This is a genomic window from Streptomyces sp. JLBT605 (assembly GCF_058215555.1).
On record NZ_CM177087.1, the window covers coordinates 860,876 to 875,272 of the forward strand.

Consider the following 14,397-nt stretch of genomic DNA (forward strand, 5'->3'; position numbering starts at 1 on the left):
CGGTGCTGTGCTGCTGTGCTGTCTGGTGCTGTGCTGTCTGGTGCTGAATGCCGGTGTGCCGATGCGGGCGGCCGGGGTCACTGGCTGCCGCAGGCGGACACCGGCTCACTGCTGTCCAGCCACGGCAGATCGTGGCCCATCCTGTCCCGCTTCGTCCGCAGATAGCGGTAATTGTGCTCGCCGGCCTGCACCGGCATCGGCTCCCGGCCGGTGACCCGCAGCCCGTACCGGACCATCGCGTCGGTCTTGTCGGGGTTGTTGGTCATCAGGCGCAGCGAACGCACGCCCAGGTCGGCGAGGATCTGGGCGCCGGCCGCGTAGTCGCGGGCGTCGGCGGGGAGGCCGAGCTCCAGGTTGGCGTCCAGGGTGTCGTGGCCCAGCTCCTGCAGCTCGTAGGCGCGCAGCTTGGACAGCAGCCCGATGCCGCGGCCCTCGTGTCCGCGCAGGTAGAGCACCACGCCGCGGCCCTCGGTGGCGACCCGCTCCAGGGCGGTGTGCAGCTGCGGGCCGCAGTCGCAGCGCAGCGAGCCGAAGATGTCGCCGGTCAGGCACTCGGAGTGGACCCGAACCAGCACGTCCTCGCCGTCGCCGAGCTCGCCCGCGACCAGTGCGACGTGCTCGACGCCGTCGGTGGTGGAGCGGTAGCCGTACGCCCGGAACTCACCGGAGGCGGTGGGCAGCCGGGTCTCGGCCTCGCGCCGCACGGTCGGCTCGTCGGACCTGCGGTACGCGATCAGGTCCTCGATGGAGATGATCGCCAGGCCGTGCTTGCGGGCGAAGGCGACCAGCTCCGGCAGGCGCAACATGACGCCGTCCTCGCCGGCGATCTCCACGATCGCGGCGGCCGGGCGCAGTCCGGCCAGCCGGGCGAGGTCCACACCGGCCTCGGTGTGGCCGTCGCGCACGAGCACGCCACCGGGCCGGGCGCGCAGCGGGAAGATGTGGCCGGGGCGGGCGAAGTCGCCGGGGACGCTGTGCGGATCGGCGAGCAGGCGCAGGGTGGTGGCCCGGTCGGCCGCGGAGATGCCGGTGCTCACGCCGTGCTCGGCGGTGGCGTCGACGGAGACGGTGAAGGCGGTCCGCATCGACTCGGTGTTCTGCTGGACCATCTGCGGCAGGTCCAGCCGGTCCAGGTCGGCGCCCTCGAGCGTGGCGCAGATCAGGCCGCGGCACTCGCTCATCATGAAGGCGACGATCTCCGGGGTCACCTTCTCGGCGGCCACGATGAGGTCGCCCTCGTTCTCGCGGTTCTCGTCGTCGACGACGACCACCGGCCGGCCGGCGGCGATCTCGGCGATCGCCCGTTCGACGGGGTCGAGGACCAGGTCGTCGGTCCAGCTCCGCACACTCTGCAGGACGGTCATGCCCGGCCTCCTTCTTCGCTTTCCTGCCCGTGACGGGCGTGCCGCGCCTCGTGGCCCATCAGCCGCTCGACGTACTTCGCGACCACGTCGACCTCGAGGTTGACCGGGTCGCCGGCCTGCTTGATGCCCAGGGTGGTGAGGGCGAGGGTGGTCGGGATGAGGCTGACGGTGAAGTGGTCGTCGGCGGCGTCGACGACGGTGAGGCTGATGCCGTCGACCGTGATGGAGCCCTTCTCCACGACATAACGGGCGAGGTCGTCCGGCAGCGAGATCTCGACGATCTCCCAGTGCTCGCCGGGGGTCCGCCCGAGGATGGTGCCGGTGCCGTCGACGTGTCCCTGGACGAGGTGGCCGCCGAGCCGGCCGCCGAGCTCCATGGGCCGCTCCAGGTTGATCCGGGAGCCGGGCGCCAGGACGCCGAGGCTGGAGCGCTTCAGGGTCTCGGCCATCACATCGGCGGTGAACTCGCCGTCCGCGGTGTCCACGACGGTCAGACAGACGCCGTTGACCGCGATGGAGTCGCCGTGCTTGGCGCCCTGGGTGACGAGCGGGCCGCGCAGCCGGAAGCGCGAGGAGTCGCCGAGGTTCTCGACGGCGACAACCTCACCCAGTTCTTCAACGATTCCCGTGAACACGTCAGTTCTCCTCGGAGTCGGTCGCAGTGGCGGTGGCTGGTGGTGCTGCGGGTGGTTCTGCGGGTGGTGCCGGTGGTGCGGGCACGGCGGTGACGCGCAGGTCGGGGCCGAGCCGGGTGGCGTCGGTCATCTCGAGGCGCAACGCCTGCGTGATGGTGGTGATTCCGGCGTCGCCGAGCGCGGCCGGGCCGTCGCCGAGCAGCGCCGGGGCGAGGTAGCCGACGACCTGGTCGACGGCGCCGGCGGCGATGAAGGACCCGGCGAGGGTCGGCCCGCCCTCCAGCAGCACCGAGCGCACCCCGCGCTGGTGGAGGGCGGTGAGCAGGGCGTGGATGCCGAGTCCGGTGTCGTCGCCCGGCAGCCGCAGGACCTCGACGCCGGGCAGGTGCCGGGTGTCGGCCTCCTCGGAGACGGCGATCAGGGTCGGTGCCGCGTCGTCCAGGACGCGGGCGCTCGGCAGGATCATCGCGTGGGTGTCGACGACCACCCGCAGCGGCTGGGTCACGTCGTCCCGGCCGCGCACGGCCAGATGCGGGTCGTCGGTCCGCAGGGTGCCGGATCCGACGACGACCGCGTCGGCCTCGGCGCGCAGCCGGTGCACATCGGCGCGGGAGTCCGGCGAGGTGATCCAGCGGCTGCTGCCGTCGGCGGCGGCGATGCGGCCGTCCAGGGTCGCGGCGTACTTCCACACCACGAAGGGGCGGCCGAGCCGGACGGCGGTCAGCCAGGCGATGTTGCCGGCCTCGGCCTCCTCGGCCAGCAGCCCGGCCTCGACCTCGATGCCGGCGGCGGCGAGGGTGGCGGCGCCGGCGCCCGCCGCCGGGGTGGGGTCGGCGACGGCGTAGACGACGCGGGCGACTCCGGCGGCGATCAGGGCCTGGGCGCACGGACCGGTGCGTCCGGTGTGGTTGCAGGGTTCCAGGGTGACGACGGCGGTTCCGCCGCGGGCCCGGTCGCCGGCCGCGCGGAGTGCGTTCACCTCGGCGTGCGGGCCGCCCGCGCGCCGGTGCCAGCCTTCTCCGACCGGCTCGCCGTGGGCGTCGAGGACGACGCAGCCGACGACCGGATTGGGGCTGGTGTGGCCGAGGCCGTGGGCGGCGAGCGCGATGGCGCGGCGCATCGCGCGGGTTTCGGCTGCGGTGGCCACCGGGTCCTCCTGCCTGCTGGGCACGGACTCCGGGGCTGTCTGAGTCGACAGAAGCGGGAAGGTAGCACCGCTAAGACGCCGACGCCGGGAAACGGGCCGTCCCCCCATCACGGGAACGAACGGACCGCCGGCAGCGGCGCACCGGTGCTTCGCCCGCCGCGCACTGCCTCCCATCCGGACTTTAACCGTCGGTCCAGGAATTTCACCTGGTCAACCGGCCGCTGGCTGCGGACGGGTCGCGGACTGTAACCGCCGGTTCGGATTTTCACCGACCCCGGAGTGCGCTGACGTCACTGGTACGCCACCAGTGTGCCATGCGCGATCGCGCCGACTGGAGGCGGCTTCTCTGTGGCTTCCCTCACCTGCCGCGCGCCCGCGGGCCCGGCGATGCGGGGCCGGCGGCACCGGGCGGTGCGGGCCGTCGCCCGGGCCTGATGGCTGACCACACGTCAGCGGGCGGTTACGCGGGGAGGCTCGAACCGTTCGGGCGGGGCTGGCGAAAACGCGTTCGCCGGGCAGGCTTGCCCAGCGGGCCGGTACCGGCCGGTGCGGGAGGGGACGGCGGATGGACACCAGTGCGACCGGGTCCGCGGGCGGGCCGGGGGTGCCCGAGGTGCGGCGGGCGCGCCTCGCCGTCGCGGCGGTCTTCGCGGTGCATGGCACCGTCACCGGCAACTTCGCCACCCGCGTCCCCTGGCTCCAGGAGCACTTGGACATCAGCGCGGGCGCGCTCGGCCTGGCACTCGCCTTCCCCGCGATCGGCTCCTCGGTCGCGATGCCCCTGGCCGGCCGGATCAGCCACCGCTTCGGCGCGCGGGCCGCACTGCGCGGACTGCTCGCCCTGTGGTGCGCGTCACTGGCGCTGCCCCCGCTCTCCCCTGGCCTGGTGTGGCTGTGCGGCGCGCTGTTCGTCTACGGCGCGGCCTCCGGCATGGCGGATGTGGCGATGAACGCGCTGGGCGTGGAGATCGAGGAGCGCCTGGGCAGGTCCATCATGTCCGGCCTGCACGGCATGTGGAGCGTGGGGGCGCTGCTCGGCTCGGCGGCGGGCACCGTCGCCGCGCACACCGGCACGGACGCGCGGCTGCACCTGGGGGCCGCGGCCGCCGCGCTCACCGCCCTCGGGATGGTCGTCTGCCGCTGGGTGCCGGACCTGCGCAGTCCTCCGGACGAGCACCCGCCACCGCGCTTCGCCCTGCCGCCGCGCTCCGCGCTGGCCATCGGGGCGGTCGGCTTCTGCGCGGTCTTCGCGGAGGGGGCGAGTCTGGACTGGTCGGCGGTCTATCTGCGCGAGGTGCTGGGCTCCTCCCCCGGCGTCGCGGCCGCCTGTACCACCGCGTTCGCCTGCACCATGGCCGCCGCCCGGCTGGCCGGGGACGCGGTGGTGGGCCGGCTCGGCCCGGTACGTACCGTGCGGGCCGGCGGTGTCCTCGCCACCCTGGGCGGGCTGGTGGTGGTGACGGCACCGGGGGCGGCGGTCGCGGTCGGCGGCTTCGCCTTCATCGGCCTGGGCATCGCCGTGGTGGTGCCGCTCGCCTTCGCCGCCGCCGGGCGAGCGAAGCGAGATGGGGGCACCCCCGGCCGAAGGCTGGGGAAGCAGCGAGATGGGGGCACCCCCGGCCGAAGGCTGGGGGAGGAGCGAGATGGGGGCACCCCCGGCCGAAGGCTGGGGGAGGAGCGAGATGGGGGCACCCCCGGCCGAAGGCTGGGGAAGCAGCGGGACGGGGAGCCCCGCGGCTCCGCTGGGGGGCCGGCGCCCAGCCAGTCGATAGCCGGGGTCGCCACCATCACCTACACCTCGGGGCTGATCGCCCCGGCGGCGATGGGCTCCCTCGCCGACCTCACCTCGCTGACGGTCTCCTTCGTCCTGGTCACCGGGCTGGCCCTGGGGCTGGTGCCGGGCGCCGCCGTGCTGCGCCGCGGCACCGGGCCGCGCGGGCGAGGCGACCGGAGCGAGGAGGCGGGAGATTTCGGCGGTCGCCGAAGTGTCCCGCGGGCATGATGAGGGCATGACGCACCCCGAGCTCTCCTCCGGTGGCCCACGGCTGGCCCGGTTCGCCGCGCTGCTGGCGGACGAGACGCGGGCCGCCTTCCTGCTCGCCCTGCTCGACGGCCGGGCCTGGACCGCCGGTGAGCTGGCCCGCCACGCGGGCGTCGCCGCCTCCACGGCCAGCGAGCACCTCAGCCGTCTGGTCGAGGGCGGGCTGCTCGCGCAGGAGCGGCAGGGGCGCCACCGGTACGTACGGCTGGCCGATGCGGAGGTGGCGCAGCTCATCGAGGACCTGTCGGCGCACGCCGCGCCCGGAGCCGCCCCGCGCACCCTGCGGGCGGCCGGTGCGAGCAGTGCCATGGCGCGGGCCCGTACCTGCTACGACCACCTCGCCGGCCGGCTCGGCACCGGCATCACCGAGGCGATGGTCGAGCGCGGCCTGGTGCAGCAGACGACCGGGTTCGCGCTGACCGACGCGGGCCTGGCGTGGTTCCGGGAGCTGGGTGTGGACCTGGCGGCTGCCCCGCGTGGCCGCCGGCCGCTGGCCCGAGGCTGTCTGGACTGGACGGAACGCAAGCCCCATCTGGCGGGTGTGGCCGGGGCGGCGCTGTGCCGTCATGCGCTGGACGCCGGCTGGTGCGTGCGGATCGGAAGCGCGCGGGCGCTGCGGGTGAGCGCCGAGGGGGAGCGGGCGCTGGAGCGCCTGCTCGGCCTGCGGCTCGCCGTCTGACCCGGGCATTTCCCGCCACCGAAACTCCGCACCGAAGCTCATTCTCAAGGAAACCCAGCTCCTGGCCTGCGATTTCCAGGGATCGAGCAGGTTGCGCCTATCCATCGCAGGCAGCGGCTCACTTACTGGCCACTAACATAGGTCCGATCATCTGAAGAGCAGCAGAAGTGGAGCAGTCATGGGCCTGGGCGTGCGCTGGACCCTGCACGGCGACGGGCGCACCCCCGCCCCGGGAGCCGTGGTCAGACCGGACGAGCGGCTGTCGTGGCCGAGGACGGCCGGGCTGGGCGCCCAGCATGTGGTGGCCATGTTCGGGGCGTCGTTCGTCGCACCCGTTCTGATGGGACTCGACCCGAATCTCGCCATCATGATGTCGGGTGTCGCCACCATGCTCTTCCTGCTGGCCACCCGCGGCCGGGTGCCCAGCTACCTCGGGTGCAGCCTGTCGTTCGTCGGAGTGGCCGCGGTCATCCGCGCCCAGGGCGGCGGGACCGCGGCGGTGACGGGCGCGATCCTGGTGGTCGGCGCGGTGCTGTTCCTCAGCGGGCTGGCGGTGCGGCGCTTCGGCGCGCGGATCATCCACGCGACGATGCCGCCGGTCGTCACCGGTGCCGTGGTGATGCTGATCGGCTTCAACCTGGCGCCGGTCACCGCCCGCGTCTACTGGCCGGCCGACCAGTGGACCGCGCTGCTGACCATGCTGTTCACCGGGCTCGCCGTGGTCTGCCTGCGCGGCTTCTGGTCCCGCGTCGCGATCTTCCTCGGACTGGTCTTCGGCTACGTCCTCTCCTGGTCGCTGGACCGGATCTTCGGCAAGATCCACTCGGTGAACGGCGGCGCGGAGGCCGTGGACCACTGGCGGCTGGACCTGTCCGCGGTGGGCAAGGCGGACTGGATCGGGCTGCCCTCGCTGCACGCGCCGAGCTTCTCCTGGTCGGCGATCCTGGTGGCGCTGCCGGTGGTGATCGCGCTGATCGCGGAGAACGCGGGGCATGTGAAGGCGGTCGGCGAGATGATCGACGACCCGCTGGACGACACGCTGGGCACGGCCATCGCGGCGGACGGCGCGGCCACCATGCTCTCCACCGCGGTGGGCGGCCCGGCCACCACCACGTACTCCGAGAACATCGGCGTCATGGCGGCCACCCGCGTCTACTCCACGGCCGCGTACTGGGCCGCCGCCTGCTTCGCGCTGCTCTTCGGCCTCTGCCCCAAGTTCGGCGCGGTCGTGGCGGCGATCCCCGGGGGCGTGCTCGGCGGGATCACCGTGATCCTCTACGGCATGATCGGGCTGCTCGGCGCGCAGATCTGGGTGCACAACGCGGTGGACCTGCGCAATCCGCTGAACCTGGTGCCGGTGGCGGCGGGGGTCATCATCGGCGTCGGGGGCGTCGGCCTGAAGATCAGCGACAACTTCGAGCTCAGCGGGATCGCGCTCGGCACGATCGTCGTCATCACCGGCTACCACGTGCTGCGCGCGCTGGCCCCGGCCCATCTGAAGCAGCAGGAACCCCTGCTGGACGGGGGCACCAGCGCGTACGACCGCGAAACGGCCTGACGCAGAGGGACGTTAGTCCGTTCCGGGGAAGCGGGGCCGCATCGCGGCCCGGGGCGGACCGCCGCTGGGACGCTGGGTGCCATGAACCCGGCCGAGGAGCACACTCTTCCGCAGATCCCCCGCATCCCCGCGCAGCCAGAACCGATGCCCCGCACCGCGGACAGCGTGGACGCGGTGGTCGCGCGCATGCGCGAGCTCGATTCCGCACTGCCGCCCCGGGACGGAGTGGCGGTCTTCAACCAGGTGTATCTGTCGGTCACGGACGAGGTCGGCCGCCGGCTGGGAGAGGGGTACTTCCCGGATCCGGGGCGCGCGGAGGACCTCGCCGTCCGGTTCGCCGCCCGTTATCTGGTCGCGGTGGACGCCGCCGCGACCGGGCGGCGGCCGCCGGCCTGCTGGCGCCCGCTCTTCCAAGCGCGCGCCCATCCGGCCGTCCGGCCGGTGCAGTTCGCCCTGGCGGGCATCAACGCGCATATCGGGCACGATCTGGCGCTGGCCCTGGTCGACACCTGCCGGGCGCGGGGACTCGAACCGCACGCCCTGGAGGGCGACTTCGACCGGGTCGGCGATCTGCTGGTCGCCATGGAGGAGCGGATCAGGGAGGAGCTGATGCCCGGCCCGGATCTGCTGGACGTGGCCGATCCGCTCACCCATGTGGTGGGCTCCTGGAGCCTGGAGCGCGCCCGGGACGCGGCCTGGGCGTCGTTCCGGGGCATGTGGGGGCTGCGGAAGCTCCCCGAACTGGCCGCGGAGTTCGCCGAGCGCATCGACACCGGCGTCGGCATGATCGGCCGCTTCCTGCTCACCCCGCTGCGCTGAACACACGGGCCGCGTGGCGCACCGGAAGCCGGGTGGGCCGGTGGCCGGTGGCCGGTGGCCGGTGGCCGGTGGCCGGTGGCCGGTGGCCGGTGGCGGATTGGATGCGGGCCGCTGCCAAACGTCAAGCGCCTGGCAGCGGCCCGGGTTCATGGGTGGGGTGGGACGCGGAGGTCAGTCCTCCGGCAGCTCCACCGGCGCGATCTCGTCGTAGACGTCGCCGGGGCCGGGGTTGGTGGCGTCCGTGGCCCCGCCGAGGTGGTGCATCACGCCCCACACGGCGTTGAGCGCGGTCGTCACGGCGCCCTCGGCCCAGCCCGCCGTCCAGGAGATGTCGTCACCGGCGAGGAAGATGCCGCGCTTGTCCTCCGGCAGCCGGTCCTGCATGAAGTGGGTGAACAGGCGGCGCTGGTAGCGGTAGTGGCCGGGCAGGTTGGCCTTGAACGCGCCCATGAAGTAGGGCTCGTTCTCCCAGGAGACGGTCACCGGGTTGCCGATGATGTGCTTGCGGATGTCGACCTTCGGATAGATCTCCGACAGCGACTTCAGCATGACCTCCATCCGCTCGTTCGCGGAGAGCGGCAGCCACTTGAGGCTGTCGTCGCACCAGGTGTACGAGAGGCAGATGACGGCGGGCCGGTCCGGGCCGTTGTCCAGCAGGTAGGTGCCGCGGGTCATCCGGTCGGTGAGCGTCATCGACATCACGTCACGGCCGGTCTCCTCGTCCTTGTCCAGCCAGAACGGGCGGTCCACCGGGACGAAGAGCTTGGAGGACTCCATGTAGTGGGTGCGCTCCATCGCCGTCCAGTGGTCGATGGGGAAGAGCGAGTCATCGCACTCGATCTTCGACAGCAGCATCCAGGACTGGGCGGTGAAGACGGCCGCCCGGTAGGTGCGGATGTCGCCGGAGGCGTCGGTCACGGTGATCCGGTTGCCCGCGGTGCGGTGCAGCCGGGTGACGGCCGGGCGCGGCTCGCCGCCGTGCAGCTTCGCCAGCGAGGTGCCCTGCTCCCAGTGCGTGATCTTGCCGGGCTCGCGCTCCCACAGCCGCAGCGGAAGCTGCTGGCTGCCGCCGACGATGCCGCGGTGGTGGTCGTCGGCCTCGGTGTAGACGACGCGCAGGATCTCCAGGATGGAGTTGGGGAAGTCGGTGTCCCAGCCGCCGGTGCCGAAGCCGACCTGGCCGAAGATCTCGCGGTGCCGGAAGGACTTGAACGCCTCGGAGTCGCAGAGGTAGCCGTAGAAGGTCTGGTTGTCGAGCTTCTCGACGAGCTTGGCCCAGATCTCGCGGATCCGCGGGACGTCGCGCTCGCGCATGGCGCGGTTCATGTCGGAGAAGTCCGCGCCCTCCTCCAGACAGGCGTTCCAGGCGTCCATCACATCGCGGTACACCTGCGGCAGGTCGTCGATGCTCTCCGCGTAGTGCGACTCGCCCTTGAGGTCGACGACGGTCGAGGGGGTGTCCGGGGCCAGCGGGTTGGGGAACGGCGCCGTCTTGAGGTCCACCAGGTCGATGTAGTGCTGGAGGGCGGTGGAGCTCGGCGGGAAGCGCATCGCGCCCATCTCCGCGGTCAGACCCTCGGTCTGCGGGCCCTCGAAGCCGACGGTGCGCAGCCGTCCGCCGATCTGGTCGGCCTCGTAGACGACGGGCTTGCAGCCCATCTTCATCAGCTCGTACGCCGCGACGATGCCGGACAGGCCACCGCCGATGATGGCGACCTCGGTGCCGTGCTCGGTGGCCGGCACCTGGCCGAGACCGGCCGGGTGGGCCAGGAAGTCGTCATAGGCGTAGGGGAAGTCCGGGCCGAACATGGTGATCGGCGGCAGAGCGGACTCCTGCTGCCGCTCGTGGTCGTCGTGGACGGCCGTGGGCACCGTGGACGTCATCGGGTACGGACTCCTTGCGCGGTCGAACTGGGGAGGGGACGGGGCCGGAAGGATCCGGTTCAGATGAGCGACGCGTACAGCCCGGGGCGGCGGTCGCGCAGATAGGGGTTGTTCTCGCGGGAGGCGGCGAGCAGCTCGGGGTCGACCTCGCCGACCACCGTCTCCTCGCCGCGGCCGGCGCGGGTGCGGGTGGCGCCGTCAGGGCTCGCCAGGCAGCTCAGTCCGACGAACTCGAACTCGCCCTCCGGGCCGGTGCGGTTGACGTACGCGATGTACATCTGGTTCTCGAAGGCCCGGACCGGCACGAGTTGTTCGGCGACGAACTGGAAGGGGTGCATCTGGGCGGTGGGCACCAGCAGCAGATCGGTGCCGGCCAGTGCGTGGGCGCGGACGTTCTCCGGGAACTCCACGTCGTAGCAGATCATGATGCCGATCCGCAGCCCGTCGAGCTCGGCCTGGACGACCGGGGTGTCACCGGGGGTGAACTGCTCGTTCTCGAAGCAGCCGAAGAGATGGGTCTTGCGGTAGTTCGCCAGCGCCGTGCCGTCGCGGCCGATCAGCCGCGCCGAGTTGTGGACGACCTCGCCGGCCCGCTCGGGGTAGCCGTACAGGACGGCGACGCCGTGGCGGCGGGCGATCTCGGCGATGGCCTGGCCGGACGGTCCGTCGGCGGGCTCGGCCAGCCGCTGCACGTCGTCGCCTATGGCGTAGCCGGTGAGGAACATCTCGGAGGTCACCAGCAGCCGGGCGCCGGCCTCGGCCGCCTCGGCCACTGCCTGGTCCAGGGCCTTGAGGTTGTGGGCGACGTCGCCGGGGTGACCGGAGCTCTGGAGCAGGGCGGTGCGCAGCGGCGGCATGGCAGACCTCGGGCGGGACACGGGCCGTCAGGGGGACGTAAAGACGGTACGGTCCGCGTCGATTTCCGGACAAGGCGCGACCATTGCGGACTGGCTGTCGATTCGTTTCGCGTACCGGCCGATGGGCGGCGATTCATTGCGTGGAGCCTCCGAGAGTGTCGTGGACCACATCGCGGACCAGCCCGCGCAGCCACTGGTGGCCGCCGTCCGCGTCCTGCCGTGGGTGCCAGGCCATGGCGATCGGCAGCGGCGGCAGCTCCAGCGGGACCTCGAAGGTGACCAGCCCCAGCGCGGCGATCGCGGCCGCGTCGATCCGCTCGGCGGCGAACCCGACCACGTCGCCGCGGAGCAGCATGAAGAGCGAGGCGGCGAAGGTGGGTGCGGTGCCGACGACCCGGCGGCGCAGGCCGCGTGCGGCCAGCGCCGCGTCGACCGGGCCGGAGAGCCGCCCGCGCCGGGAGACGGCCAGGTGCTGGGCGGCCGCGAAGCGCTGCACGGTCACCCGGCCCTGGCTGAGCGGGTGGCCGGGGCGGACGAGCCCGACCATCCGGTCCTCGAGCAGCGATTCGATGCGGATCTCCGGCTCGTTGCGGTCGATGACCCCGATCTCCAGGTCGACGGTGCCGTCGCGGAGGGAGGGCACCGCGTCCGAGCCCTCGGCGAGGAAGCGCAGCGCGACCCCGGGGGCGGTGCGGGCGGTGCGCTCCAGGAGACCGGGGCCGAAGGCCACCACATGTCCGTCGTAGGCGCTGAGGGTGAAGGCCCGGGTGAGAGTGGCGGGGTTCGCGGGCGATCCGGCGGCGAACAGCGACCGGGCGTCCTCGACCAGCCGGCCGACCTCGGCGCGGATGGCCAGCGCGCGGGGGGTGGGGACCATGTGGCGGCCGGCCCGCACCAGGACCGGGTCGCCTAGGGCGCGCCGGATGCGGCCGAGGGTGCGGCTCATCGCCGGGCCGGAGAGACCGAGGCGGTCGGCGGCACCGGTGACGCTCTCCTCGGCGAGCAGCGCGTCCAGCGCGATCAGCAGATTCAGATCCAGGGGTTGTCTCTGGGGGGTGCTCCCACCAGCTTCATTGCGCATGACGCAAGTATCCGTGGGGGTGTTGCGGTGAGAGCAATACTCCCGGTGGGTCGGGGGCCCACCGGGGCACCTCTCCCCCAGACTCCGTCCGGGGGTGCCCCCACAGACGGCGAACCTGACTGCTCGCTCGGGAAGTGGACTCGATTGGTTCGCCGTCCTGCGGGGGGGGGTGCCCCGGTATGCCCCCTTCCGCCGTCGTACGACCGCTAGCCTCCGGCGGGAGGGGCAGGCGTTACGGCATGGGCCTGGGGCCGCCCTCGCCTTCGTCGGTTTCGTCCGGCCGTTTGCGGGTGCCACCCATCGACTCACCGGGCGTCTCGGGGGTGTCTCCGGCGCCCATGCCGCGGCCTGGGCTCATGCCGGTACCGGTGCCTTCGGCCGCGCCGGGAGAGCCCATGCCCGCGCCGGGGTACGGCTCGGTCATCTTGGCTCGTTCCGGCTGCGGGCCACGGCCCATGGTCTGGTCGGGGGGCGGGGCAGTGGCCGCCCGGCCGGTGCCGCCCGTCTCTGGGCCGCCGCCCATCCCGCCCATGCCGGGGCCGCCGGCCTCGGGGCCGGTGGTGGTTGCCCACTCCAGGCCGTAGTGGCGGTACAGCTTCCGTTCCTCATCCACCGACAGGTGGCCGCCGGAGTCGACGTCGACATGCGGAGCGCCCTTCACCTTGCTCTTGGTGAAGGGCACTTCGAGGTGATCCTGGACCAGCCGCGCTTCCTGGATGGGCACGAACGACTCGCTCATGCCGAACAGCCCGGTCCGCACGCTGACCCAGTCCGGCTTGCCGGTGACGTCGTCGAGGAAGACGTGCTTGGCGTTCCCGATCTTGGTGCCCTCCGTGTCGTAGACGGGGTGATCGAGCACCGCCGGGATCTGCTCCCTGGTGATCACTGCGTCCTCCTTCGGTCGGTTGTCACCCCACCGACCGGGTTACCCCTGCCCCGGTGACAAAACGGCGGGATGGTGATCCCGAGAGGAGAAGACGCCGTCTACCCGGGAGCCCCCGAGCTGAACCGGCGCAGCAGCGGTGAGAGGACCAGCACCGACTTGGTGCGCTCCACGAACGGCTCCCCCGCGATCCGCTCCAGGACCCGCTCGAAGTGCCGCATGTCCGAGGCGAACACCGACACGATCGCGTCCGCGTCGCCGGTGACGGTCGACGCCGACACCACCTCCGGGTAGCGGGACAGCCCGCGCCGGATGTCCTCGGGCGAGGTGTTGTGCCGGCAGTAGAGCTCCACCATGCCCTCGGTCTCCCAGCCGAGCGCCGCCGGGTCCACCCGCACGGTGAAGCCGGTGATGGCGCCCTCGGCGCGCAGCCGGTCCACCCGCCGCTTCACCGCGGGCGCGGAGAGCCCGACCTCGGCGCCGATGTCGGCGTAACTGCGCCGCGCATCCTCGGCGAGGGCATGGACGATGCGTTCATCGAGTTCGTTCAGTCGCACTGCGGGTGGATCACTTCTCGTTCGAATGACGTCTTGCGGGGGCCGGTCGGGACCGTCGCGTCCCGTATCGGAAGTAGAACACATTGGTACGCACGAGCGATCTCCGCTCGCGTGTGGCTGGATGACGACGCCCGCCCGGTATGCCTCTTTTGTCAGTAAATATGACAGGAGGTGCATGGATGGGCATGGCCAGGACGCTGACCATCGGTGGCGTCGTCACCGCGGCGGTCGTCGGAGCGGCGGCTCCCGCGGGTGCCGCTCCCGGCGACACGGTGACCACCACGGTCCAGCAGGCCATCGCGGACCTGCCGGTGGAGCCGGAAGGGAACGACGGGTACGCGCGCAGCAAGTTCACCCACTGGATCGACCAGGACCGCGACGGCTGCGACACCCGCGCCGAGGTGCTGCTGGAGGAGGCGGTCGAGGCGCCCACGGTGACCGGGCGGTGCAGCATCGAAGGCGGCCAGTGGTACTCGTACTACGACGGCCAGGTCGTCAGGGACGCCAGTGGGCTGGACATCGACCACATGGTGCCGCTGAAGGAGGCGTGGGGCAGCGGCGCCCGGTACTGGTCCGCGGAAGAGCGCAAGGCGTACGCCAACGACCTGGACCAGTCCAGTTCGCTGGTGGCGGTGACGGCCCAGCAGAACAGGCAGAAGGCCGACAAGGACCCGGCCGACTGGAAGCCCGCGCTGGCCGGCGCCCACTGTCACTATCTGCGGGACTGGCTGCGGACCAAGGCCCGCTGGGGGCTGTCGGCCGATCAGCGCGAGGTGACCGAGCTGCGCGCCATGGCGCGGGGCTGCGATGACTCCGAGATCACCTACACGCTCGCGCGCTGACGCCGAAAGCCCCCTCGCCGGGACCCAGGAGGATCCGGCGAGGGGGCTTC

13 protein-coding genes and 1 riboswitch are annotated in these 14,397 nt (G+C 72.4%); of the genes, 5 read left to right on the top strand and 8 right to left on the bottom strand.

Annotation, left to right across the window (positions count from 1 at the left end; translation table 11 throughout):
• Nucleotides 1-77: 77 nt before the first annotated feature.
• From AC4BDD_RS04030 to ribD, 3 genes are read right to left on the bottom strand one after another with little or no spacing between them, the layout of a single operon-like run.
• A complete protein-coding gene (locus AC4BDD_RS04030; protein ID WP_490689577.1) occupies nucleotides 78-1,364 on the bottom strand; it encodes a bifunctional 3,4-dihydroxy-2-butanone-4-phosphate synthase/GTP cyclohydrolase II in 1,287 nt (428 codons plus the stop codon).
• Complete coding sequence (locus AC4BDD_RS04035) at nucleotides 1,361-1,999, bottom strand: riboflavin synthase (protein ID WP_490689578.1); 639 nt, start codon at nucleotides 1,997-1,999, stop codon at nucleotides 1,361-1,363. The genes AC4BDD_RS04030 and AC4BDD_RS04035 overlap by 4 nt, the downstream gene beginning before the upstream one ends.
• A 1-nt stretch (nucleotide 2,000) precedes the next feature.
• Nucleotides 2,001-3,146, bottom strand: a complete 1,146-nt coding sequence (gene ribD / locus AC4BDD_RS04040; RefSeq protein ID WP_490689579.1) for a bifunctional diaminohydroxyphosphoribosylaminopyrimidine deaminase/5-amino-6-(5-phosphoribosylamino)uracil reductase RibD — start codon at nucleotides 3,144-3,146, stop codon at nucleotides 2,001-2,003.
• 156 nt (nucleotides 3,147-3,302) lie between these two features.
• Nucleotides 3,303-3,433: riboswitch (FMN riboswitch) on the bottom strand.
• A 278-nt stretch (nucleotides 3,434-3,711) separates the two neighbouring features.
• On the opposite strand from ribD, the gene AC4BDD_RS04045 reads away from it, so the two are divergent.
• The 4 genes from AC4BDD_RS04045 (at nucleotide 3,712) to AC4BDD_RS04060 (ending at nucleotide 8,243) form a co-directional block, all read left to right on the top strand.
• The gene (locus AC4BDD_RS04045; protein ID WP_490689580.1) at nucleotides 3,712-5,148 is read left to right on the top strand and encodes an MFS transporter; all 1,437 of its coding nucleotides are present in this window, start codon (nucleotides 3,712-3,714) and stop codon (nucleotides 5,146-5,148) included.
• Nucleotides 5,149-5,155: 7 nt separating this feature from the next.
• Complete coding sequence (locus tag AC4BDD_RS04050; RefSeq protein WP_490689581.1) at nucleotides 5,156-5,866, top strand: ArsR/SmtB family transcription factor; 711 nt, start codon at nucleotides 5,156-5,158, stop codon at nucleotides 5,864-5,866.
• A 178-nt stretch (nucleotides 5,867-6,044) separates the two neighbouring features.
• Complete coding sequence (locus AC4BDD_RS04055) at nucleotides 6,045-7,424, top strand: uracil-xanthine permease family protein (protein WP_490689582.1); 1,380 nt, start codon at nucleotides 6,045-6,047, stop codon at nucleotides 7,422-7,424.
• Between the two features lie 144 nt (nucleotides 7,425-7,568).
• A complete protein-coding gene (locus tag AC4BDD_RS04060; RefSeq protein WP_490691650.1) occupies nucleotides 7,569-8,243 on the top strand; it encodes a DUF5995 family protein in 675 nt (224 codons plus the stop codon).
• A gap of 171 nt (nucleotides 8,244-8,414) precedes the next feature.
• Here the strand turns inward: AC4BDD_RS04060 and AC4BDD_RS04065 are convergent, their stop codons facing one another.
• The 5 genes from AC4BDD_RS04065 to AC4BDD_RS04085 all read right to left on the bottom strand — a co-directional run bounded on the left by AC4BDD_RS04065 (nucleotide 8,415) and on the right by AC4BDD_RS04085 (nucleotide 13,505).
• Complete coding sequence (locus AC4BDD_RS04065) at nucleotides 8,415-10,127, bottom strand: flavin monoamine oxidase family protein (RefSeq protein ID WP_490689583.1); 1,713 nt, start codon at nucleotides 10,125-10,127, stop codon at nucleotides 8,415-8,417.
• A gap of 59 nt (nucleotides 10,128-10,186) precedes the next feature.
• Nucleotides 10,187-10,984: a carbon-nitrogen hydrolase family protein gene (locus AC4BDD_RS04070; RefSeq protein WP_490689584.1), complete on the bottom strand. Its 798-nt coding sequence runs from the start codon at nucleotides 10,982-10,984 to the stop codon at nucleotides 10,187-10,189.
• A 133-nt stretch (nucleotides 10,985-11,117) separates the two neighbouring features.
• Nucleotides 11,118-12,065, bottom strand: a complete 948-nt coding sequence (locus tag AC4BDD_RS04075) for a LysR family transcriptional regulator (protein ID WP_490689585.1) — start codon at nucleotides 12,063-12,065, stop codon at nucleotides 11,118-11,120.
• Between the two features lie 232 nt (nucleotides 12,066-12,297).
• Nucleotides 12,298-12,951 (bottom strand): PRC-barrel domain-containing protein, encoded by a 654-nt coding sequence (locus tag AC4BDD_RS04080; protein ID WP_490689586.1) that lies wholly within the window; start codon nucleotides 12,949-12,951, stop codon nucleotides 12,298-12,300.
• 98 nt (nucleotides 12,952-13,049) lie between these two features.
• Nucleotides 13,050-13,505, bottom strand: a complete 456-nt coding sequence (locus AC4BDD_RS04085; protein ID WP_490689587.1) for an Lrp/AsnC family transcriptional regulator — start codon at nucleotides 13,503-13,505, stop codon at nucleotides 13,050-13,052.
• A 179-nt stretch (nucleotides 13,506-13,684) separates the two neighbouring features.
• On the opposite strand from AC4BDD_RS04085, the gene AC4BDD_RS04090 reads away from it, so the two are divergent.
• Nucleotides 13,685-14,347 (top strand): HNH endonuclease family protein, encoded by a 663-nt coding sequence (locus AC4BDD_RS04090; protein WP_490689588.1) that lies wholly within the window; start codon nucleotides 13,685-13,687, stop codon nucleotides 14,345-14,347.
• Nucleotides 14,348-14,397 lie beyond the last annotated feature (50 nt).

Coding starts and splice junctions, on each gene's coding strand:
- AC4BDD_RS04065 (WP_490689583.1), bottom strand. CDS start 10,127: ATGACGTCCACGGTGCCCACGGCCGTCCACGACGACCACGAGCGGCAG.
- AC4BDD_RS04050 (WP_490689581.1), top strand. CDS start 5,156: ATGACGCACCCCGAGCTCTCCTCCGGTGGCCCACGGCTGGCCCGGTTC.
- AC4BDD_RS04045 (WP_490689580.1), top strand. CDS start 3,712: ATGGACACCAGTGCGACCGGGTCCGCGGGCGGGCCGGGGGTGCCCGAG.
- AC4BDD_RS04075 (WP_490689585.1), bottom strand. CDS start 12,065: ATGCGCAATGAAGCTGGTGGGAGCACCCCCCAGAGACAACCCCTGGAT.
- AC4BDD_RS04070 (WP_490689584.1), bottom strand. CDS start 10,984: ATGCCGCCGCTGCGCACCGCCCTGCTCCAGAGCTCCGGTCACCCCGGC.
- AC4BDD_RS04060 (WP_490691650.1), top strand. CDS start 7,569: ATGCCCCGCACCGCGGACAGCGTGGACGCGGTGGTCGCGCGCATGCGC.
- AC4BDD_RS04030 (WP_490689577.1), bottom strand. CDS start 1,364: ATGACCGTCCTGCAGAGTGTGCGGAGCTGGACCGACGACCTGGTCCTC.
- AC4BDD_RS04055 (WP_490689582.1), top strand. CDS start 6,045: ATGGGCCTGGGCGTGCGCTGGACCCTGCACGGCGACGGGCGCACCCCC.
- AC4BDD_RS04090 (WP_490689588.1), top strand. CDS start 13,685: ATGGGCATGGCCAGGACGCTGACCATCGGTGGCGTCGTCACCGCGGCG.